The sequence below is a fragment of the Bifidobacterium sp. B4079 genome (genome assembly GCF_026537385.1).
Classification (GTDB): domain Bacteria; phylum Actinomycetota; class Actinomycetes; order Actinomycetales; family Bifidobacteriaceae; genus Bombiscardovia; species Bombiscardovia asteroides_I.
Genome location: NZ_JAFNMH010000001.1, coordinates 297,364 through 317,479, shown reverse-complemented (window position 1 = coordinate 317,479; position 20,116 = coordinate 297,364). Strand labels below are relative to the sequence as shown.

General features: G+C 63.6%; 16 protein-coding genes and 2 riboswitches. Of the genes, 4 read left to right on the top strand and 12 right to left on the bottom strand.

What is annotated here, in order from left to right:
• Positions 1-23 precede the first annotated feature (23 nt).
• The 10 genes from J3T95_RS01335 to J3T95_RS01290 all read right to left on the bottom strand — a co-directional run bounded on the left by J3T95_RS01335 (position 24) and on the right by J3T95_RS01290 (position 13,616).
• Positions 24-1,025: a Ppx/GppA phosphatase family protein gene (locus tag J3T95_RS01335; protein ID WP_267450141.1), complete on the bottom strand. Its 1,002-nt coding sequence runs from the start codon at positions 1,023-1,025 to the stop codon at positions 24-26.
• 11 nt (positions 1,026-1,036) lie between these two features.
• Positions 1,037-1,627, bottom strand: coding sequence for a DUF501 domain-containing protein (locus J3T95_RS01330; RefSeq protein WP_258561601.1), 591 nt, complete (start codon positions 1,625-1,627; stop codon positions 1,037-1,039).
• Between the two features lie 181 nt (positions 1,628-1,808).
• The gene (locus J3T95_RS01325) at positions 1,809-2,393 is read right to left on the bottom strand and encodes an FtsB family cell division protein (RefSeq protein WP_267450140.1); all 585 of its coding nucleotides are present in this window, start codon (positions 2,391-2,393) and stop codon (positions 1,809-1,811) included.
• A 95-nt stretch (positions 2,394-2,488) separates the two neighbouring features.
• Entirely contained in the window at positions 2,489-3,784 is a 1,296-nt protein-coding gene (gene eno, locus J3T95_RS01320; protein WP_220235973.1) for a phosphopyruvate hydratase, read from the bottom strand.
• A gap of 43 nt (positions 3,785-3,827) precedes the next feature.
• Complete coding sequence (gene mfd, locus J3T95_RS01315; RefSeq protein WP_267450139.1) at positions 3,828-7,451, bottom strand: transcription-repair coupling factor; 3,624 nt, start codon at positions 7,449-7,451, stop codon at positions 3,828-3,830.
• Entirely contained in the window at positions 7,441-8,040 is a 600-nt protein-coding gene (gene pth / locus J3T95_RS01310) for an aminoacyl-tRNA hydrolase (protein WP_267450138.1), read from the bottom strand. Before pth ends, mfd begins: the two co-directional genes overlap by 11 nt.
• Before the next feature lie 40 nt (positions 8,041-8,080).
• A complete protein-coding gene (locus J3T95_RS01305) occupies positions 8,081-8,611 on the bottom strand; it encodes a GNAT family N-acetyltransferase (protein ID WP_267450137.1) in 531 nt (176 codons plus the stop codon).
• The gene (locus J3T95_RS01300; protein WP_267450136.1) at positions 8,608-11,814 is read right to left on the bottom strand and encodes a UPF0182 family membrane protein; all 3,207 of its coding nucleotides are present in this window, start codon (positions 11,812-11,814) and stop codon (positions 8,608-8,610) included. The genes J3T95_RS01305 and J3T95_RS01300 overlap by 4 nt, the downstream gene beginning before the upstream one ends.
• 9 nt (positions 11,815-11,823) lie before the next feature.
• Entirely contained in the window at positions 11,824-12,987 is a 1,164-nt protein-coding gene (locus J3T95_RS01295) for a glycosyltransferase family 4 protein (protein ID WP_267450135.1), read from the bottom strand.
• Positions 12,984-13,616 (bottom strand): NAD(P)H-dependent oxidoreductase, encoded by a 633-nt coding sequence (locus J3T95_RS01290; RefSeq protein ID WP_267450134.1) that lies wholly within the window; start codon positions 13,614-13,616, stop codon positions 12,984-12,986. The genes J3T95_RS01295 and J3T95_RS01290 overlap by 4 nt, the downstream gene beginning before the upstream one ends.
• A gap of 133 nt (positions 13,617-13,749) precedes the next feature.
• A riboswitch (M-box (ykoK) riboswitch) is annotated at positions 13,750-13,908 on the top strand.
• Positions 13,909-14,005: 97 nt separating this feature from the next.
• Between J3T95_RS01290 and J3T95_RS01285 the strand changes: the two genes are divergently transcribed.
• From J3T95_RS01285 to J3T95_RS01270, 4 genes are all read left to right on the top strand, one after another.
• Positions 14,006-15,745, top strand: a complete 1,740-nt coding sequence (locus tag J3T95_RS01285) for an ABC transporter permease (protein ID WP_267450562.1) — start codon at positions 14,006-14,008, stop codon at positions 15,743-15,745.
• Between the two features lie 20 nt (positions 15,746-15,765).
• Positions 15,766-17,118: an ABC transporter ATP-binding protein gene (locus tag J3T95_RS01280; RefSeq protein WP_416378726.1), complete on the top strand. Its 1,353-nt coding sequence runs from the start codon at positions 15,766-15,768 to the stop codon at positions 17,116-17,118.
• Positions 17,119-17,165: 47 nt separating this feature from the next.
• A riboswitch (Fluoride riboswitch) is annotated at positions 17,166-17,238 on the top strand.
• 117 nt (positions 17,239-17,355) lie between these two features.
• Positions 17,356-17,766 carry a FluC/FEX family fluoride channel gene (locus J3T95_RS01275; protein WP_267450132.1) on the top strand — a complete coding sequence of 137 codons (411 nt, stop codon included), beginning with the start codon at positions 17,356-17,358 and terminating at the stop codon, positions 17,764-17,766.
• Positions 17,763-18,143, top strand: coding sequence for a fluoride efflux transporter FluC (locus J3T95_RS01270; RefSeq protein WP_267430427.1), 381 nt, complete (start codon positions 17,763-17,765; stop codon positions 18,141-18,143). The genes J3T95_RS01275 and J3T95_RS01270 overlap by 4 nt, the downstream gene beginning before the upstream one ends.
• Positions 18,144-18,175: 32 nt before the next feature.
• On the opposite strand, the gene J3T95_RS01265 is transcribed toward J3T95_RS01270, so the two are convergent.
• Positions 18,176-19,183: a bile acid:sodium symporter family protein gene (locus J3T95_RS01265; RefSeq protein WP_267450131.1), complete on the bottom strand. Its 1,008-nt coding sequence runs from the start codon at positions 19,181-19,183 to the stop codon at positions 18,176-18,178.
• A 105-nt stretch (positions 19,184-19,288) separates the two neighbouring features.
• Entirely contained in the window at positions 19,289-20,068 is a 780-nt protein-coding gene (locus J3T95_RS01260; protein ID WP_267450130.1) for a L,D-transpeptidase, read from the bottom strand.
• Positions 20,069-20,116 lie beyond the last annotated feature (48 nt).

Here is a 20,116-nt window from a genome sequence, read left to right as displayed (position 1 = left end):
GTAACCCATAGCGCCTTATTATATCATTCGCGCAGGAGGGTCCGACCGTAGTCCAGGACCAGGCCATCCAAGAGGCCGTGCTCGCTGGCCACATAGGTTCCAGAAGCCAGTGCACTCGGGCTGGCCTCGCCTAGTCGCTCCAGCAGACGGCTCCAGATCAGGGCGCCGCCGCCGATCACATCCACACGCCCGGGATGGATGGCTTTGAGCTCCCGACGCTCCTGACGGCTCATGTTCAGCACCTGGTTGTCAACCCTGCGGGCCGCATCGACCGAAATGGACTGGCCATCGACGGCATGGCGATCGTATACCGGGCATCCCAGGGCCAGGGCGCTCATGGTGGTGACCGTGCCGGAGACCCCGATCACACTGCCTACCCTGGCTACAGGGACCTGGCCGAAGGCCCGGTCGATCCAGCAGTCGACATCCTCAAGCGCCTGGTTGATCTGCTCCTGGGTGGGCGGATCGTCCAGCAGATGGCGCTCGGTCATCCGAACGGATCCGATGTTCATGGAGTAGGAGGCTCTGACTTGGTCAACAGGCAGATCTCTCCCATCCCCGCCCAGGACCAGCTCGGTGGAGCCACCACCCAGATCGACCACCAAGTAGGGTGCAGGAGGCATGTCGGCGCCGACCCGCCGCTCCAGAACGCTGACCGCGCCCAGAAAACTTAGCGAGGCCTCCTGGGGGCCGCTGATAACCTCGGGCATAACTCCCAATATGGAACGCACCCCTTCCTCGAAACTTTCGCGGTTATCGACATCCCTGGTGGCTGACGTGGCCACAAAGCGCAGGCCATCCACCGGGTGCTCCTGCAGCTGCTGGGCGAAGATCCGACATGCCTCAAAGGTGCGCTCCAGGGCCTGGTCAGCGAAACGGCGGTTACGGTCCACGCCCTCCCCCAGCCGGATGACCCGCATCAGCCTGGGAGCCACCGGATGGAGCCCCTGCCGGTCCACCTGGGCTATCAGCAGACGTATAGAGTTGGTGCCGCAGTCCACGCCCGCCACTGTCACCTGATCCATGGAAGCCCCTTTCATTGGTTTCCCTGCCAGTTCTCTTGCCCGGATGTCTCAGTCCAAGGCTGCGCACACCGGCAGACCTGCGGGTCGAATGCCTGACGCACCAGCCCCAGGACCCGGTCGCCCAGGGGATTGACCCCTGAACCCATAACCAGAGACTGGGCGGTCAGAGCATGCAGACACTTGACCCGCTTGGGCATGCCACCGGCCGAGACTCCGGCGATGTGCCCCTCGTCGTCGCCCAGCAGCTTGGCCAATGCAGAGCGGAAGACCAGATAGAGCTCGTGGGCCCTATGGTAGGCACTGGCCAGATCCGGATCCGAACCCAGCTCGGCATTCCAGTCGGCCATGACGCCGTCAGCCTCCAGCCGGGAGACGGCCTTGACGGCCTCGGGGCTGGTCAGATAGCAGGTGGTCGGAAAGGGTGTGCCATCTTCCAGCTGGGGCCGAGTGACCACAGCCAGCGGATTCCCACAGACGCAACGGGCACCCACAGCCACCATGCCCCGCGGGTAGCGGCCGAGCTGGCTGTTCACGACGGCTATCTGATCCGGTGTGGCCGGGGTCGCCAGAAGCTCCTGGACGCGATTGCTGACCGCCACCAGGTCCCGGTCAGTAACCAGGTTGGAGAGTCTAGGCTCGGTCCGGAGCTTGACTGCGGCTCGAGATTCCACTGCTGCCTGGGGCCTTTCCTGGGCCTTGATCACGCTGTCCTCATCTTTCCTGATTGTTCCCTGCTGTTGAGTTCATTAACAGTTGGCACGACGAAATCCCAACCTTCGGAGTTCACTGCCCTCCCCCGTCCTCGGATGAGGAGGAGCCCTCAGAGCCACCTGGACTGCTTGAACCAGACGGACTAGCAGATTCGTTCGGGCTGGTTCCGTCGGCATGTTGCTGGCCTGTGCTCCCCTTGCTCCCATTGGCAGCCGAGTTCTGGTCGGCCTTGGCAAAGGAGTACGCCATCTCCTGATACCAGGGCAGAGAATTCTTCCTCGGGGCCCGAACTCCCCTGCTTCCGGCCTGGTCCTTGTCCTTGCCTCCAGTGACTGCCTCCGGGTGCAGGACCCGGATAGCCTCCTCGTCGGGGAAGACGAATCCCAGACGGTCACGGGCCTGGGCAGTCACATAGGCCTTGTCGCCCCAGCGTCGGATTTGGTTCTCCAGGTCACGCTTGTGCTCGACAAGCTGGGCCTGCTGGTTGCGCAGGCCGTTGAGCTCGGAAAGATTGATGGCATAGGCATGGAAGGTGGAGACCAGCTGGATCAGTCCCAGGGCCACGATGATGATCGCCACAAAGAAGGTGATGGGTCCCGACGACCGCCTGCTCGTCCGCCGGTCGCCGCTGCCACGTTTGTTCTTGGCCATACCCATAAAAATACCCGCGGCAGCCGACGCGGACCGCCACGGGTGAAAGACTCTACAGTCGCGTCAAAACCTGCAAGAGGTCCGGCCCGACTGGCAAGGCCTTACTTAGTGTACTTCTTGCAGGCCTTGAAGGCGCTGTATCCGGCGTACTCAGCGGTGGAACCAAGCTCCTCCTCGATCTCCAGCAGCCGGTTGTACTTGGCGATGCGCTCGCCACGGGCCGGAGCACCGGTCTTGATCTGGCGGGTGTTCTTGGCCACAGCCAGGTCTGCAATGGTGGTGTCAGAGGTCTCGCCGGAACGGTGGGAAACCATGGAGGTGAACCCGTTTGCAGTGGCCAGCTCGATGGCGTCCAGGGTCTCGGTCACGGTGCCGATCTGGTTGAGCTTGACCAGCAGGGAGTTGGCGGCCTTCAGGTCGATGCCCTTCTGCAGCCTCTTAGGGTTGGTCACCAGCAGATCATCGCCCACGAACTGCAGGCGGTCGCCCATGGCGGCGGTGATCTTCTGCCAGGCGCCCCAGTCCTCCTCAGCGAAGGGATCCTCGATGGAGACCAGCGGGTACTTCTCGACCAGACCCTGGTAGTAGTCCAGCATGTAGTCGGCGTCGCGGTCCTCGCCGTCGAAGTGGTACTTGTCAGTGTCCTTGTTGTAGAACTCCGAGGAGGCCACGTCCAGGCAGAGGCCGATCTGCTTGCCGGGCTCATAGCCGGCAGCCTGAATGGCGTCGACAATGTACTTCAAGGAGTCCTCGTTGGACTTCATCTTGGGGGCAAAGCCGCCCTCGTCGCCCAGGCCGGTCTCGTGTCCGTCCTTCTTCAGGATGCCTTTGAGGGTGTGGTAGACCTCGACGCCGGCGCGCAGGGCCTCCCGGTAGGATTCGAAGCCGTAGGGGGAGATCATGTACTCCTGGATGTCCGTGGCGAAGTCAGCGTGGGCGCCGCCGTTCATGATGTTCATGTTGGGCACAGGCAGAATATGGCCGTTGGTGCCGCCCAAGTAACGATAAAGAGGCAGCTCGGCGGACTCGGCAGCCGCATAAAGCGCAGCCAATGAGACGCCCAGAATGGCGTTGGCGCCCAGCTTGCCCTTGTTGGGGGTGCCGTCCAGATCAATCATGGTCTCGTCCAGAGCGCGCTGATCGGTGGCGTCCATACCGATGACATTGGGAGCGATGGTCTCATTGACCGCCTTGACGGCATCCAGGACACCTTTGCCCTGATAACGCTTCTTGTCGCCATCCCGACGCTCCCAGGCCTCGGCCTCGCCGGTGGAAGCGCCGGAGGGAACCAGACCGCGCCCCTCGGCGCCGTCCTCGGTCTGCAGAACGACCTCGACGGTTGGGTTGCCACGGGAATCAAGAATTTCGCGCGCGAACACGCTTTCAATTGCTGCCACAACTGCTCCTTCAATAAGTTGTTGTGATGTCTCTTACAGGATACTAGTTTTGTTGGACCGGTGCGTTGCACGTCGGCGTTCCCTGATCCGAGGACTTGGGCAGCCCCCAGGCCAGGTCGTCCAGAAGGGTGTCCACCCAGGCGGTCATGGCCGCCGAATCCATGGGGCCCGAACCCAGCGACCCCGCAAATGGCGCGGGAACCATCAGTGTCTGCGTCACCGGTCGATACTGGCTGCCCTTGTAGATGCGGGCAATCCTGGCCTGGAGGGAGTCGGGCATGGCCACAGGCCTGATCCGCACTCTGGGGCCCTGGGAGGCGATCTCCGCTATGCCCGTCGAACGAGCCTTGGCCCGAAGCCGGGCCACAGCGAAAAGGGTGTCGAACTGGGCCGGCGGACGCCCATACCGATCGGTCAGTTCCTCGTGCAGGTCGCGCAGATCCTGCTCGTTGCGGGCCGAGGCCAGCTTGCGGTAGGCCTCAAGACGCAACTTGTCCGAGTCTATGTAGTCCACTGGAATGGAGGCCTCCAGGGGCAGGTCGATGCTGACTGTGACAGGTTCGGTCCGTCCGGGTTCCTTGTACTCCTCCACCGCCTCGGAGACCATACGCACGTAAAGGTCGAAGCCGACCCCTTCGATGTGGCCGGACTGCTCGTCTCCCAGCAGGTTGCCGGTGCCGCGCAGCTCCAGGTCCTTCATGGCCACGTCGTAGCCGGAACCCAGCGCCGTGTTCTGGGCGATGGTGGCTAGCCGGTCGTGGGCGGTCTGGGTCATGGGCCTGCTGGGGTCATAGAGGAAGTAGGCGTAAGCCCGTTCCCGACCTCGTCCCACCCGGCCCCGCAGCTGGTGAAGCTGGGAGAGCCCGAAACGGTCGGCCCGGTCCACGATCAGCGTGTTGGCGTTGGGAATATCCAGGCCGGTCTCGACGATGGTGGTGCAGACCAGCACATCGATGTCCCGGTGCCAGAAGTCGCGGATGACCCCGTCCAGCTGCTTCTCCCCCATCTTGCCGTGGGCCACGCCCACCTTGGCCTCGGGGACCAGGGTCTGCACCTTGGCCGAGACCTTGCCGATGTCCTCGACCCGGTTGTGTATGTAGAAGATCTGTCCCCCGCGCAGGAGTTCGCGGCGAATGGCTGCGGTCACCTGGGCGTCCTCGTAGGCACCCACATAGGTAAGCACCGGCAGACGGTCCTCGGGGGGCGTAGCAAGGGTGGACATCTCCCGGATGCCGGTCACCGCCATCTCCAGGGTGCGAGGGATTGGCGTAGCCGACAGGGACAGGACGTCCACATTGGTCCGCATAGCCTTGAGGGTCTCCTTGGCCTCCACGCCGAAGCGCTGCTCCTCGTCCACGATCATCAGACCCAGATCCTTGAAGCGGATGCGGGGGTTGAGCAGCTTGTGGGTGCCGATGACTACGTCCACGGCCCCACTGGCCAGGCCCTCCATGGTGGCCTGGTTCTCCTTGGCGGTCTGGAAGCGGCTCATGGCGGCCACGTCCACCGGGAAGCCCTCGAAGCGCTCGGTGAAGGTCTGGTAGTGCTGCTGAACCAGCAGGGTCGTGGGCACCAGAACCACCACCTGCTTGCCATCCTGAACAGCCTTGAAGGCGGCACGAATGGCTACCTCGGTCTTGCCGAAGCCCACATCCCCGCAGATCAGGCGGTCCATGGGCACTGGCTTCTCCATGTCAGCCTTGACATCGTCGATAGCGGTCAGCTGGTCGGGCGTCTCCTGGTAGGGGAAGGCATCCTCCAGCTCCTTCTGCCAGGGGGTGTCAGGACTGAAGGCGAAGCCCTTGGTGCGCTGGCGGGCCGAGTAGAGCTTGACCAGGCCCTGGGCGATCTTGTGAACATGCTTGCGGGCCTTGGCCTTGGTGGCCGACCAGTCGGATCCGCCCAGCTTGTTGAGCCTGGGAACCTCGGCGCCGATGTACCGGCTGACCTGATCCAACTGGTCGGCCGGCACGAAGAGCTTGTCTGGCGGGGCGTTGCGCTTGGAGGGTGCGTACTCCAGGACCAGATATTCCCGGCTGCCCTTGCTGGGGCCTACGCCCACGCTGCGCTGTCGCATGCCCAGGAAGCGGCCGATGCCGTGCTGATCGTGGACCACGTAGTCGCCGGGCTTGAGCTCATCCAGGTCGATGGCCTTGCGCCGGCGGTTGGAGGTCTTGCTGCCGGCGGCCACACTGGTGCGCCCCGTCAGGTCGCGCTCGGTCAGCAGGGCCAGATGGGCGGACTGGTCCACGAAACCGTCCACAGCCAGGGAGCGGTGGTACTCCAAGCCGGTGATGCCTGTGGTCTGCACGGCCCGACGCAGACGACTCAGCGTCCCCTGGGCCGGAGCGGTGACCACGACCCGGTCGCCTCGTTCCAACAGGGAGGCGATGCCTGAGGCGGCCCGATCCTCGTCTCCGCGGTACTGGTCCGGTGCCAGGGCATCCAGACGCTCAGCCCCTTCCTGGTCCGGATCCACCGACAGGTCGGTCAGCTTCCAGACCTCCCCCTTGCGGTATTCCAGGGATGAGATGACCTCGTCGTAGTCCAGGAAGCTGGCACTGTCGAAGCTGATGGGCGCGCCCGAGCCCTGCCCGGAGGCTGCCACATGCCAGCTGGCGGCCAGGAACTCGTTGGCGGTCTTGACCAGGTCCTGGGCGGAGCGGGCCAGCAGCTGTGGTTCCGACAGCAGAACCAGAGCGTCCTCGGGCAGCATGGACCCTACCGGCACCAGATCGTCGACCAGGGCAGGCAGGAGGGATTCCATGCCCTCTACCGGAATGGCCTGGGCGATCGACTCCAGCATGTCGTCGGCGTTGGGGATGCTCCCGATCAGGGAGCGGGCACGGGTTCGGACCTGGTCAGTCAGCTGCAGCTCGCGGCAAGGCGGCGCCCAGATCCGGTCCAGCTCTGGGCCGTAGGTGCGCTGGTCGGAGGCGTGGAAGCTGCGGATAGTGTCCACCTCGTCTCCGAAGAACTCGATGCGCACCGGATGGGCCATAGTGGGGACGAAAACATCCAGAATGCCGCCTCGGACGGCGAACTGGCCGCGCTCCATGACCAGATCCACACGGGTGTAAGCGTTGCGGACCAGAGCTTCGACTGCCTGGTCCAAAGGCATGTCCTGGCCGCGCAGGAAGACCAGGGGCTCGACATCCTGCAGACCCTTGACCACCGGCTGCAGGAGGGAGCGCACAGGCATGACCAGGATGCGGATGGGGCCGAAATCAGGGTCATCCTCTACCGGGTGGACCAGCCGCCTGAAGACGGCCATCCGCGAGGCCACGGTGTCTGCCCGGGGTGAGAGCCGCTCGTGAGGCAGGGTCTCCCAGGAGCGCAGCAGGGCCACATCACGCGGGTCGCCCTCATACCAGGAGCGGATGGCGCCGGTCATCTCCTGGGCGTCACGCTCGGAGGGGACCACCAGGACGACCGGGCCACGTCCGGCCGCTGCGGCGACCAGGGCTGGTCTGATCCCCTGGGGAGCCTGGACCATGAGGGAGGTGTCGGTGTCAGCCGCAGGCTCGGAGTCTCCATGGACCAATCTATTGAAGGAAGCATCCGCCTGCAAAGCGTCCAGGAGGGGACGCAGGGACCCGTTCAGCGATTCCTGGGGCTCCGCATTCTTGCTGGCCTCCTGCCCTGTCTGGGTATGCTCATCGAGCATTGAACTGCTCCTGAGCCTGGCTGAGGCCCTTGCTGATCACGGTTTCCGCGGCATCCGCGCCGTCGGCCAGGAACTCGGGCAGACGCTTGCGCTGATCGCCGACAAAGGTGCCCAGAACCCAGTCCACAGTGCGGCGGTGGGCATCGGGACCTCTCCGGGCATGCCCTACGCCCATGCGGACCCGGGCGTAGGCATTGCTGCCCAGGGAGCGGTCTATGGAACGGATGCCGTTGTGCCCACCAGAGGACCCGCCAGTCTTGACCTTGATCCGGCCGAATTCCAAGTCCATATCGTCATGGATGACCACGACCCGGCCAACTGGTATGTGGTAATAAGAGCAAATAGAGGCCAGGGCATCGCCGGAGTCGTTCATGAAGGTCAATGGCTTGGCCAGAAAGAAGGGTATGCGCCGTCCGTCAAGATCCAGGGTGCCCCTGCCCAGCTGGGCCAGACCCTTGTGGCCGCGCAGGTTGACCGACCATCGTTCAGCCAGCAGATCAGCGCACATGAAGCCCATGTTGTGCCTGGTGCCCTTATACTCGTCACCCGGGTTGCCCAGTCCGGCTATCAGCCAGAAATCGGATGCCATGTAGGTGATACCTCCTGCTCTCAAACGGGACGGTGAGATTCTACACAGTCTCCCCGACCCCGTCTCGCTCAAGGGACAGGCTCCAGTAGGAGACGTCATGCAGGACGAACCGGTCCCAGGCTGCCTGGGGCAGGAGGCCGAAGCAACTGAACCCAAACCGGTGCAGCAGGGCATTGGAGGCCGAATTGTCATCGAAAATGATGGCCACAGCCAGACGCATGCCCTCCTGCTGGGCGCGCTCCAGCAGGGAATGGACCATCAGAGCTCCCAGGCCCCGTCCACGGCTGTCGCGATCCACGTAGTATCTCAGCTCACAGGTCTCCTGGTAGCCGGGCCGATCGTAATAGGCCGACAGGGAGCCGAAAGCCAGCACCTTATCCTCCTGCTCCAGGACCAAGGCAGGATGGCCGTGGTCTGGATCATGGGCCAGTAACCATTCCAGACGCTGGTCCAGGTTGACCGGGGCCGTATCCGCAGTGGAGCCGCCATCCATGACCGCCTGGTTATAGATGGCGGTGACCGCCTCCAGGTCCCCGCGACGGCAGAACCGGATGCGCGGGGTGACGCTCACTTGTTGCCGCCCTCCTGGTCGGAGGCCTCCTTGAGGGCTTCGCGCAGGCGGTTCTGCGCCTCGCCGTAGGCACTGAAGTCACCCTTCTTTAGGGCGGCATCGCCGTCGCTCATGGCCTGGTTGGCCTTGTCCAAGGCCTGTTTTAGGGCCTGTCCTGCTGTGGCCGATGCCCCGCCAGACCCGTCGGTCTTGTCCGGGGCCTTGCCGGATTGCTCGCTCTGGTCAGCATCGGAATTGGTCCGTCCCGTGTTGTCGGCATCACCGGCCGATGCACCCGAGTTGCCCTGGAAGGTCTTGTCGAGGGCCGCATCCAAGGTGGCTGAGGAAGAGACCTTGTCTCCGAATGCTACCAAAACCCGCTTGAGCAGGGGGAAGCTGGTGGCGCCACTGGACTGGACGTAGACCGGCTGGATGTAGATCAGCCCGCCGCCTATGGGCAGGGTCAGCAAGTTGCCGCGTTTGACCTTGGTAGATCCGGACTGGAGCAGGTTGAGCTCAGTCGAGACCGCAGCATCCGAGTTGAAGTTGTTCTGGGCCTGCCCAGGGCCTGGCACATTGGAATTCTTGGGCAGCTCCATCAGCCGGATGGTCCCGTAGTCCGGGCCTATCACCCCCTTGGTCGACCCGGCGTCGGAGTCCACAGACAGAAATCCAGTCAGGATCTCCCTGGTGGAGGTGCCGGCGGGAATGAAGGTGGAGGTCAGCGAGAAGGCGGGCTTGTCAGTCCCCGGGGTCTGCAGGGTCAGATAGTAGGGAGGCTGCTTGATCCCGGCCTTCTGCTCCTTGCTGGTGCCGGTCGGATCCACGGGGGTCTGCCAGAAGTCTTCGCCAGAGAAGAACTGGCTGGCTGAGTTGACGTGGTACTGGGACAGGAGCTGGCGCTGCACCTTGAACAGACTCTCTGGGTAGCGCATGTGGCTCATCAGGTCACCCGAGATGGACGAGAGCGGCTTGAATTGGCCGGGGAAGACCTTCTGCCAGGCCTTGAGCACCGGATCCTTGGCATCCCAGGCATACAGATCCACCGAGCCGTCGTAGGCATCGACCGTAGCCTTGACGGAGTTGCGGATATAGTTGGCCTTCTGGGAGCCCAGGCCCTTGACGGCCTCGGAGCTCAGGGTGGTCGTGTCCTGGGTGATGGGACCCAGGTCCACCTTTTGGGAATAGGGGTATGCGTCAGAGGTGGTATAGCCGTCAACGATCCACTTGACCCTGCCATCTACCACAGCCGGATATACGCGTCCATCAAGAGTCAGATAGGGGGCGATCTGGGCCACGCGCTCCTTGGGCGAGCGATTGTAGAGGATCTGCGAGTCGGGGGTGACGCGGTCAGAGAAGAGGATCTGGTCGGATCCAAAGCGGATGGCGTAAAGGACCCGGGCCAGGAAGTTGCCCACCGAGGGGCCGCCGTTGCCCTTGAAGGTGTTGGTGGCTCCCTTGGAGCCGGTGGGATAGTCGAATTCCCAGCCTGACGAGCCCTGGGGCGCGCCTACGATGGAATACTCGGGCGCGTTGGGCGAGAAGTAGATACGCGGCTCGTAGTGCTGGCTGTCAGTCAGCTTGCCCTTGGTCGGAATGTCCTGTTCGAAGAATTCGGGCTGTCCGTCCGGGGTGACCTTGTTGCCATAGGCCGCCACGATGCCGTAGCCGTGGGTGAAGACCGTGTGGTCGTTGACCCAGTTGCGGTTGTCGTTGCCCTCTAGGTCCAGCTCGCGAGCGCCGATGACCGTGTCCTGGCTGACACCGTCGATATCGTACTTGTCGACGGCCAGGGTGTCCTCAAAAGTGTAGTACTGCTTGGACTGCTGCAGCTGCCGGAAGGTGGGCGAAACCACCTGGGGATCCAGCAGACGAATCTGTGCAGTGGTCTCCGCATCCCGGGAAAGGGCGCCCGACTGGACCTCGGTGGTGGCGTCATAGGACTCGGTCTTGAGCCTGTCCAACCCATAGGCCTTGGTGGTGGCAGTGATGTTGCGCTGAATGTAGGCGGACTCCATCTCCTGGGCGTTGGGGCTGACCCGGAAGCGCTGGACCAGTGCCGGCCAGAAAACAGTCAGAAGCAGGGACAGAACGAGGGTGACGGCCACAGCCAGAGCGGGAATCCGCCACTGCTTGACGGCCGAACCCAGCGAACCTGCATGGGCACGGCCGGGCTCCAGGGTGGGCGACCTCAGAATCCAGACAGCCAAAAATATGCCCAGCATGGCTACGACCACGGCCATGATCAGAGTCACTGGGATGGCCGCTTTGACCGAGGTGTAGGATGCGCCGGTGATCCGATCGCCCTCCTCAGTCAGCCTGCCAAAGATACCCAGAGCCATATCGCCGGCCCAGACTAACATGAACAGGACCAGCCAGACGGCTGCCTGTCTGCGTGCGGGACGAGTCATCTCCAGAATGCCCCGACCATGCACGGGCATGGTCAAGCGAATGCCGCCCATGAGGAAGTTGGTGACCAGGCTGAAGACCGTTGCCGCCAGCAGCATCATCAGCAGGGAGGAGACCAGCAACTGCAGGCCGGGCAGGATGAAGACATAGAAGCCATTGTCCAGACCGAACTGGGGGTCGCGCACCCCGAAGGACTGGGCGTTGAAAAGCAGGAGCACCTGCTTCCAGTCGGCGTTGAACTGGAAACCGAAGAAGAAGCCGACAACCAGGGAGACCACCACGGCCACCTTGAGCGCCGTGCGTGAGGAGACTCCCTTGCCTACCTCGATCAGATCGCCCTTGACTCTGATGGTGGAACCGTCGGGCGAATCAGGACGGCTGCGTATGGCCAGAATGGCCGAGACCAGGGTCACCGCAGCCAGCAGCAGGGCGTAGGCCAGCCACAGGCCCACCTTGATGCCCAGCTGGGTCCAGACGATCTGCGCGGCCCCCAGCTGAGAGAACCACATGACGTCAGTGATGAAGCGGCTGAGCCCGAACAGGAGCAGGAGGACAACCAAGACGACGGCCACAACCACGGCCAGGATCCGCGAGCCCCGGGAAGGTCCGTTGTTGCCCTTCCTGCGGGAAGTCAGCCGGGGCTCACCTGGTCCTGGGAAGCGGAAGCGGGGCGTGCTACCGCCCCCTTGGCCGGGACCCTCCCCATCGGTTTGCACGTGCAGGATGACCGGGTCGTCTTCGTTGCGACGCCGGCCTGGTCCGCCTGGACCGCCCTCCGGGTCGAACATGGAACCGAAGAAATCGAAGAATGACATGTACCTACCCTACATGAGACGGCGGTCTTGAATGGCTTTCCGGTAGACCTCCTCCACCTGATCGGCCACCGTGGTCACGTCGTAGCGGTTCAGGAGCGCCAGCTGGTCATGGCGTACATTCCGCCTCCAGGAGGGGTCCCCCAGAGCCTGGGCAACTCGCCGGGCCAGCAGTTCGGGGGTGTTGGGCGAGTCGACAGTCACCAGAGCCCGCTCATCGCCCATCAGGGTGGACCGGTAGCCGGGATTGTCCCCGGCCAGCACCGGAGCCGTGCCCGAGGCAATGGCCTCCAGCAGGACGATGCCGAAGGATTCGCCCCCGGTGGAGGGAAAGACGGTCAGATCGGAGGAGGCCAGCAGGGCGGGCTTATCCTTCTCATCCACAAAGCCCGGGAAGGCCACCGGGGTGCGCAGAGCGGCAGCCTTTCGACGGCAGTTTTCAAGCAGCGGACCCTTGCCGGCCATGGTCACATGCAGACCTTCGGGCAGGATGCCGATCCGCTCCCCCGCCTGGAGGGCTGAAATCAGGATCCCTGCCCCCTTGCGGGCCACGAACCGTCCCAGAAAGACCAGATGAGGCCCCTGGCCGTGCAGGCGTGCCACCTCCTGGTCGCCAGCGGCTTGACGGGCCCGGCGCAGGGCAGCCACGTCCACGGGGTTGGCCACCACCCTGCTGGGCACGCCGGCGGTCTGCCGGGCATAGCCAGCCGCCACAGGCGAGACCGCTATGACCCTGTTGATACGCCTATGGGTCCTGCGGTTGATCAACCCCAGCAGCCGGCCGCCCAGCAGCTGCAGGTTCCCCGTGGGGGCGATGTGGTAGGTGGCTACCAGGGCCGTTGCCGGATCTGCGGCCCGGATGACCCGACCGGCAAGGAAGGGGCTGTAGGGGGCCTGGACGTGCAGCAGGTCGAAGTGCCCGGCCTCCAGGACCCGGCGGATGGGCGCCTTGGGAGCTGGCAGCGGTATGCGCATCCTGTTGCCGTTGAAGGAGACCATGACGTTGCGGGAGAGGGAGTGGATTCCGTCAACCGGCGGATGGGAGGTCTGCCCGACCAGATACTGGACCCTATGGCCCCGCCTGCCCAGTTCCCGTCCCAGGGTCAGAATGTGCTGCTGGACCCCGTCAAGCACATCCAGGGTGTCATCGAAGACGAATCCGATGCTGAGCGTCACTGAGTGTCCTGATCCGCTCCGGACTCGGTCCCTGCGGCCAACTGACGACCCTTCAGGGCCAGGGCCACCAGGTGCCGGTCGGCCGCCTCGCGCGCCTGCTGTTCATCGTTGCCCGAATCCAGATTGTCTACATAGATGGTCTCCACCTGGGCTACCTGGCAGTACTTGAGGAAGGTCTGCCGGCGCAGCTGGTTGTCCAGGGCCTCACCGATGCCGCTGGACTGGTACCATTTCTTTTCCCCGCCGGTCAGCATGATCAGCTCCACCCGACGTCCGGCCAAGGCTCCGGGGGTTCCATCAACGTTATAGGCGAAGCCCCGGCAGATGACCCGATCGATGAAGCCTTTCATGATGGCCGGCATGCTGTACCAGTAGACAGGGAAGACCAGGGCCAGCACGTCCGCATCCTTGACGCGTTCCTGCATGGCCTGAACATCCTCGGGCATAGGGCCCAGGCCCAGGTAGTGGGTCCTGTCCTCCATGCCGAAGACGGGATTGAACCCCTCGGCGCAAAGGTCGATCAACTCGGTGCGAGCCCCGCCCTCGGCCGCCCCGTCCAGCAGGGCATTGCCCGCCGCATCGGTCAGACTCTTGGGTTCGGGGTTGGCCGTGACTGCCACGATCTTCATAGGGATTCGCTCCTTACATTTCAGTTCGTGCCTGCACTGACTGCGTGCAAGCCCATGCCATTGTCAGCCCCGGCAAGGACGACAACGCTGGTTTGGCAAATGCTTGACACTGCTCTTGGGGCCATCTATGTTATTGGGTGGTCGGTAGGTGAAGCTACCGCATGGACAAGGCATGCTGCCGCAAAGTGGTGGAGACACCCCGCGCAGGTCAACAGTCCCCGTCGAATCAAGGCAGGGACTAATGCAGGGCCAAATACCATGCGAAGCCGAAGCTTGAACGATGACAATGGTCGGCTCATGGCCGATCGCCACGCCGTCTTCGAGGTTGCCGACAGGGATGTTCCGCACCTTGGAGGGAGGCCATCGTGAATGCTGTCGCACTGCCAGGAATGCTCCGTTCTCCACTGAACGACGACCGCAACCAGGCATCGCGCTCCACCCGTATATGGACAGGCCTGGCCGTAGCCATAGGCGCGTTGGTCCTGCTTGGGGCCTTGGCCTATCTGCTGCCCGCCCTGGGTGCCCCCATCGGTCCTGCAGGCATACCCTCGCACGTCTCCACCGACCCGGTCAACCTGCCCTACTACGCGCTGCGGTCCCTCTTCCGCATGTTCGCGGCTCTGATCATCTCCCTGGTCTTCGCCTTCCTCTATGGACTGGCAGCCGCACGCTCCCGCCGCCTGGGCGCCGTGCTCATCCCCCTGCTGGACATCCTGCAGTCGGTGCCCGTCCTGGGCTTCCTGTCGGCCACCATCTCAATCTGGCTGGTCCTCTTCCCCGGGTCCATCATGGGCGTGGAGGCGGCCTCCATCTTCGCCATCTTCACCAGCCAGGCCTGGAACATGGCCTTCTCCTTCTATAACTCCCTAACCAGCGAACCCGCCGACCTGGACGAAGCGGTGAGGCTGATGCGCCTGACCCGCTGGCAGCGCTTCTGGAAGCTGGACGTGCCCAACGCCATGATCCCCATGCTCTGGAACTGCATGATGAGCATGGGCGGCGGCTGGTTCTTCCTGACCGCATCCGAGATGATCTCGGTCAACAAGAGGACCCTGGCCCTGCCCGGCATCGGCTCCTTCGTGGAGGAGGCCACCGCCGAGCAGGACCTGGGCAAGGTGGGGCTGGCCATCCTGACCATGATCGTGGTGGTCTTATTGATTGACTTCCTGCTCTGGAAGCCGCTGACCGCCTGGGCCGAGAAGTTCCGCTACACCAGCAGCCAGTCAAGCGAGCCCCGGCACAGCCTGGTACTGACGGTCATCCGTCTGTCCGGGGTCAAGGACCTCTTGGGTCTGGTGGGCCATCCCCTGACTGACTTGCTGGACCGGATCACCCGCCCCATGGGCCGAACCGGGGCGCGTTGGAGCCGGAGCGGCGGACGCAAGCATGCAGGCAACCTGTTCTGGTGGGCCTGCCTGGCCTCGATTGGCCTGTGGGGACTCTGGCAACTGGACCGTCTGGTCATCCGCCCTCTGGGCCTGGGCGAGGTCGGGCACGTCTTCCAGCTGGGTCTGCTGACCTTCCTGCGAGTGCTGATCCTGATGGTGGCCTGCACGATCGTATGGGTCCCGATAGGCGCTCTGATCGGCATGAATCCGCGCATCTCCCGCTACCTGCAGCCCCTGGTGCAGATCCTGGCCTCCTTCCCGGCCAACTTCATCTTCCCCTTCGTCACCATGATCTTCATCATCTGGCGAATCGACATCAACTGGGGCAGCATCCTGCTCATGGCCCTGGGCACCCAGTGGTACATCCTCTTCAATGTCATCGCCGGGGCCTCGGCCATCCCCGACGACCTGCTGGAGATGTCGCGCAGCCTGGGCCAGAACCGCTGGCAACGATGGAAGACCCTGATCCTGCCGGCCCTGTTCGGCTCCTGGTGCACCGGCGGCATTACAGCGGCCGGCGGAGCCTGGAATGCCTCCATCGTCTCCGAGGTGGTCTCCTACGGCAAGACCGCACTGACGGCCCGGGGCCTTGGAGCCTACATCGCCCAGGTGACCGCCACTGGAGACACCCCCCGCATCATCCTGGGGGTGGCCGTCATGAGCATCTTCGTGGTCCTGGCCGACCGGTTCTTCTGGTCTCCCCTGCAATCACTGGCACAACGGCGCTATTCCCTGACATGAGAAGTCTGAGAGGTTCGACAATGACCAAGATCAATTCCAACGGGATCATCACGGCCGAGCACGTGACCAAGACCTACCAGTCCGACAAGGGCGCGGAACTGACTGTCCTCGACAACATCGACTTCACCCTGCACGAGGGCGAGGTGGTGGCCATCCTGGGCCGCTCAGGCGCCGGCAAATCCACCTTGCTGCGCATCCTGGCCGGCCTGGTCCCGGCCAGCAAGGGCAGCGTCGAATACCGGGGCAGGCAGCTGGACGGGCCCAACCCCGGCGTGGCTCTGGTCTTCCAGAGCTTCGCCCTGATGCCCTGGCTGACCGTCAAGAACAACGTTGAGCTGGGTCTGCAGGCCCGGGGGGTGCCCAGGAAAAAGCGCGAGAGCCTTTCCCTGGCCGCCATCGACGCCATCGGCCTGGACGGCTTCGAAAGCGCCTACCCCAAGGAGCTTTCCGGTGGCATGCGACAGCGCGTGGGCATCGCCCGGGCCCTGGTCCTCAAGCCAGACGCCCTCTTCATGGATGAGCCCTTCTCGGCCCTGGACGTGCTGACAGCCGAGAATCTGCGGCAGGAGGTCCTCAAGGTCTGGTCGGAGGAGGCAGGCAGCGTCAAGTCGGTGCTGATCGTCACCCATAACATCGAGGAGGCTGTAGAGATGGCCGACCGGGTTCTGGTCCTGGACTCGCATCCCGGCCGGGTCATCGCAGACGTGCCCATCCATCTGGACAGGCCTCGGGACAAGCAGTCCGATCTCTTCCAGTCCTGCGTGGACTACCTCTATTCCATCCTGACCGGCCGGCGCGACAGCAAGGACATCCGCCGTCGTCTGCAGACCAAGGTGCGCAACCGTCAGGCCGTGCGGGACTCGGTACGGGACGAGGACATCACTGAACGCAACCTGCCCGATGCCACACCCGGCGGCCTGGCCGGCCTGGCCGACGTCATGGTCAACCAGCCCAACGGCATGGACCTGGCCGACCTGGCCGCCAAGCTCTCCTTCGAGGTGGACGACCTCTTCCCGCTGATCGATGCCGGACTCATGCTGGGCATCTTCCAGGCCGACAACGGGCACGTCAGCCTGACCGACCAGGGCCGAGCCTGGAACGACGCGGACATCCTGGAGAGCAAGGAGATGTTTTCCCGAATGCTGATGGCTCATGTTCCGCTGATCCGCATCATCGACCGGGCCCTGAAGAACAGCGACGACAAGAGCCTGCACGGCTCCCTGATTCTGGACCTGCTGAGAGCCCACCACTCGGACAAGGAGGCCGTCCAGCAGTTCGACACGGCCATAACCTGGGGTCGATACGGGGAACTCTTTGACTACGATGCCGACGACGACCGGCTGACCCTGGACCCGGAGAACCACACCGAGTGAGCAGTCACGACAGCTGTGGCGGCTGCGGTCCCCTTGTTCTCCTAAAATGAGCCTCGGGCGATGGAACCCGCCCGGGGCTAGAGCCCCGAACTGCAAACTGCTGATAGTTCCTGCACCATGATTCGACGCCCCCGTCTGCGGGCCGGGTGCAGGCGCATGCCGTTCAGCCCCACCCTGCGGACGTTGATCCGTCGGGAACCGAGGCTTTCAATGACCAAACCCCCTACTGGACCTGATATGGCCACAACCTTGGCGGTGATGCTGGGCGGAGCACTGGGCACCGGCTGCCGGTACGCCTTGAGCCTCCTGCCGGGCCAGAGCGGCCCACTGCATCCGGGAACCCTCCTGGCCAATCTGATCGCCTGCGCAGGCTATGCCCTGCTGACCGCCTTCCTGGCCGGGCTGCCAAGAAGCGCACATGCACGCCGAAGGCAGCTGGCCAACAAGGGCCTGGGCATGGGTCTGTGCGGAGGCCTGTCGACCATGTCCACCCTCTCGCTGGAACTGGTCCAGGGCCTGTCGGGCGGTCAAGCTCAGGCATCGGTTGCCTACCTGCTGGTCTCCTTTGCCGGTGGCCTCCTGGTTTCCTGGGCCATGGCCGCGCTGGGAGCGCAACTCGCTGCACACATCCAGGCAGGTGGGCGATGACCATTACATTTACATTGCTGATCTGCCTGTGCGGCGGCCTGGGGGCCACACTGCGCTACCTGCTGGACACCCTGGTCAAGGCCCGCTGGAAGGTGGATCTGCCCCTGTCAACCATGATCATCAACCTGCTGGCCGGATTGGCTGCAGGGCTGGTGGCCGCCCTTGCCGCCTTCCACGGACTGCCTGCCTGGGGGCGGCTGCTGCTGGCCACAGGACTGCTGGGCGGCTTCTCCACTTTCTCGACAGCAGTCAACGAAGTGTTGGCCCTGGCTGGGCAGAGGCGACATCTGGAAGCCCTGGGCTATTTAGCGGCATCGATCTTCCTGCCGCCTCTGTTGACGGCCCTGGGCTTCCTGCTGGCCGGACCAGGCATGTAGCAGACCCAGCCAGCAAGAAAGGTGTTCGAGAATCAGGTACGAGCCGGCTCGGGACGACCCTGGGCGGAGTCGGCAGCAATCCCCAGCCGGTCGTCATGCCGACGCCACCAGGCGGACAGCACCGAACCGGAGATGTTGTGCCAGACGCTGAAGAAAGTGGACGGGATGGCCACAATCGGGTCGGCGGCGAAGGCCTGCAGGGCCAGGGTCGCGCCCAGTCCTGAATCCTGCATGCCCACCTCGAAGGTGATGGCCTTCTGCTGGGCGTAGCGGAACCCCTTCGGGTAGATGCGGTACATGAGCCGGCTGAAGAGGAAGCCCAGCCCGTACCCGCACAGGTTGTGGAGCATGACCACCGGCAGGACCAGGGCGGTGGCGGCGGTGAAGAGCTTGGCGTGGTTGACGGAGACGACCACGCCGATGATGACCAGGATGGCGATCTGCGAGACTGCCGGCAGAGCCACGGTCACCTTCTGCACCTTTTCCTTGAATAAGGCGTGGACGGCCAGGCCCAGGGCGATAGGGATCAGCACAACCTCAAGGGCGGTCAGGAAGAGCTGCTTGGTAGGGATGGCCACATACTGGCTGGCCAGCAGGTTCATCAGCATGGGGATCATGAAGGGCGCACACAAGGTGGAGAGCAGGCCTATTGACACGTCCAGGGCCACATCGCCGCGCGACAGATAGGACATGACGTTTGAGGAGGTCCCCGAGGGGCAGCAGCCCACCAGGATGACTCCCACCGCGATCATGCCGTCCAAGCGGAAGATGCGGCAGAGCAGCACGGCCAACAGGGGCATGATCAGGTAGTGGGCCACGGTGCCGACGATGACCATGAGCGGCATTTTGATGATTCGCTTGAAATCGTCCAGGCTCAGGGTCAGCCCCATACCGAAGAGGATAATGCTCAGGAAGTAGTTGGTGTAGCTGCGGGCCCAAATGCTCATCTGCGGGACGAAGAAATTCATGGCGGCCCAGGCTAGGACCACCAGGATGAACCACTTAGTCAACCAGTCACTGAACCGCTGCACCTTTTGCATTATTCCTGACCACTTCCTCTCGATAGCTCTCTCTGTGGTAGGGGCAAAGTTAGGAAACTCAAGGCGGGTACGCAGGTGAATGGCCACATTCTGGACGTGCTAAATTCACTTGACCAGGACGGACGTGCCGGTCGGCACGGATTGCATGATCCACAGGGCGTCGGGCACAGTCAGCCGGATGCAGCCATGGGAGCTGGGTCGGATGCCCAGCATGTCGGCCTCCTCCTTGATGTAGCTGCCACTGGAATCAGTGGGGACCGAGTGGAAGAGGAAGACCCCGTGGTTCAAAAAGCTGGTGTAATAGCGTGCACCCATCCCCTCGCTGGGGTTGTAGAAGTGGTCGCCGCGCTCGGCCTGGATGCGAAAGCTGCCCCTGGGCGTGGAGTCATCCATGCCCGTCGAGGCGTACATAGTGTAGAGCAGTTCAGACCCGTCGCGCACGTAGACCCGCTGGTCCTGAAGGCTGACCTCCAAGGAAAGGCTAGAGTGGGCTGCGGGATCCGGGTAATCGACCTGTTGCGAAGGCTTGAGCCAATCGACATGATGGGTAGAGGCGCCAGCGGGTTCTGGCTTCTGCCCCTCTGTCGCTGATGAAGAGGAGGAGGCAGATTCGCTGGGATGCTGCGCCTTGGGAAATTGTCTCTCCGAAACGGTGGATGCGCCAGAAGCGCTCGCACCTGCAGATCGTTCCGCATGGGCCGCATCCACCGGCTGGATCAGGTTGACGACCAGGACTGTCAGCAGCAGCGTCAGCAGGGCGGTTGTCACTACTACAGGAGTGCGGCGGACAGGGTCCAGCAGCCAACGGAGCGTGGCAAGCACACGCCGCTTAAAGCGGGTGCTGTCCGATCCCCAAGCAGCCATGCCCTTCCCCTTCATCGCCATTGAACGAGCCTGTATGCACAGTTCATTTTAGCGGCAGAAGGAGCCAGG

Excerpts from the sequence above, each read along its gene's own strand:
- J3T95_RS01335 (WP_267450141.1), bottom strand. The coding sequence starts at position 1,025 with ATGGATCAGGTGACAGTGGCGGGCGTGGACTGCGGCACCAACTCTATA.
- J3T95_RS01325 (WP_267450140.1), bottom strand. The coding sequence starts at position 2,393 with ATGGGTATGGCCAAGAACAAACGTGGCAGCGGCGACCGGCGGACGAGC.
- mfd (WP_267450139.1), bottom strand. The coding sequence starts at position 7,451 with ATGCTCGATGAGCATACCCAGACAGGGCAGGAGGCCAGCAAGAATGCG.
- pth (WP_267450138.1), bottom strand. The coding sequence starts at position 8,040 with ATGGCATCCGATTTCTGGCTGATAGCCGGACTGGGCAACCCGGGTGAC.
- J3T95_RS01300 (WP_267450136.1), bottom strand. The coding sequence starts at position 11,814 with ATGTCATTCTTCGATTTCTTCGGTTCCATGTTCGACCCGGAGGGCGGT.
- J3T95_RS01290 (WP_267450134.1), bottom strand. The coding sequence starts at position 13,616 with ATGAAGATCGTGGCAGTCACGGCCAACCCCGAACCCAAGAGTCTGACC.
- J3T95_RS01285 (WP_267450562.1), top strand. The coding sequence starts at position 14,006 with ATGCTCCGTTCTCCACTGAACGACGACCGCAACCAGGCATCGCGCTCC.
- J3T95_RS01280 (WP_416378726.1), top strand. The coding sequence starts at position 15,766 with ATGACCAAGATCAATTCCAACGGGATCATCACGGCCGAGCACGTGACC.
- J3T95_RS01275 (WP_267450132.1), top strand. The coding sequence starts at position 17,356 with ATGGCCACAACCTTGGCGGTGATGCTGGGCGGAGCACTGGGCACCGGC.
- J3T95_RS01270 (WP_267430427.1), top strand. The coding sequence starts at position 17,763 with ATGACCATTACATTTACATTGCTGATCTGCCTGTGCGGCGGCCTGGGG.
- J3T95_RS01265 (WP_267450131.1), bottom strand. The coding sequence starts at position 19,183 with ATGCAAAAGGTGCAGCGGTTCAGTGACTGGTTGACTAAGTGGTTCATC.
- J3T95_RS01260 (WP_267450130.1), bottom strand. The coding sequence starts at position 20,068 with ATGGCGATGAAGGGGAAGGGCATGGCTGCTTGGGGATCGGACAGCACC.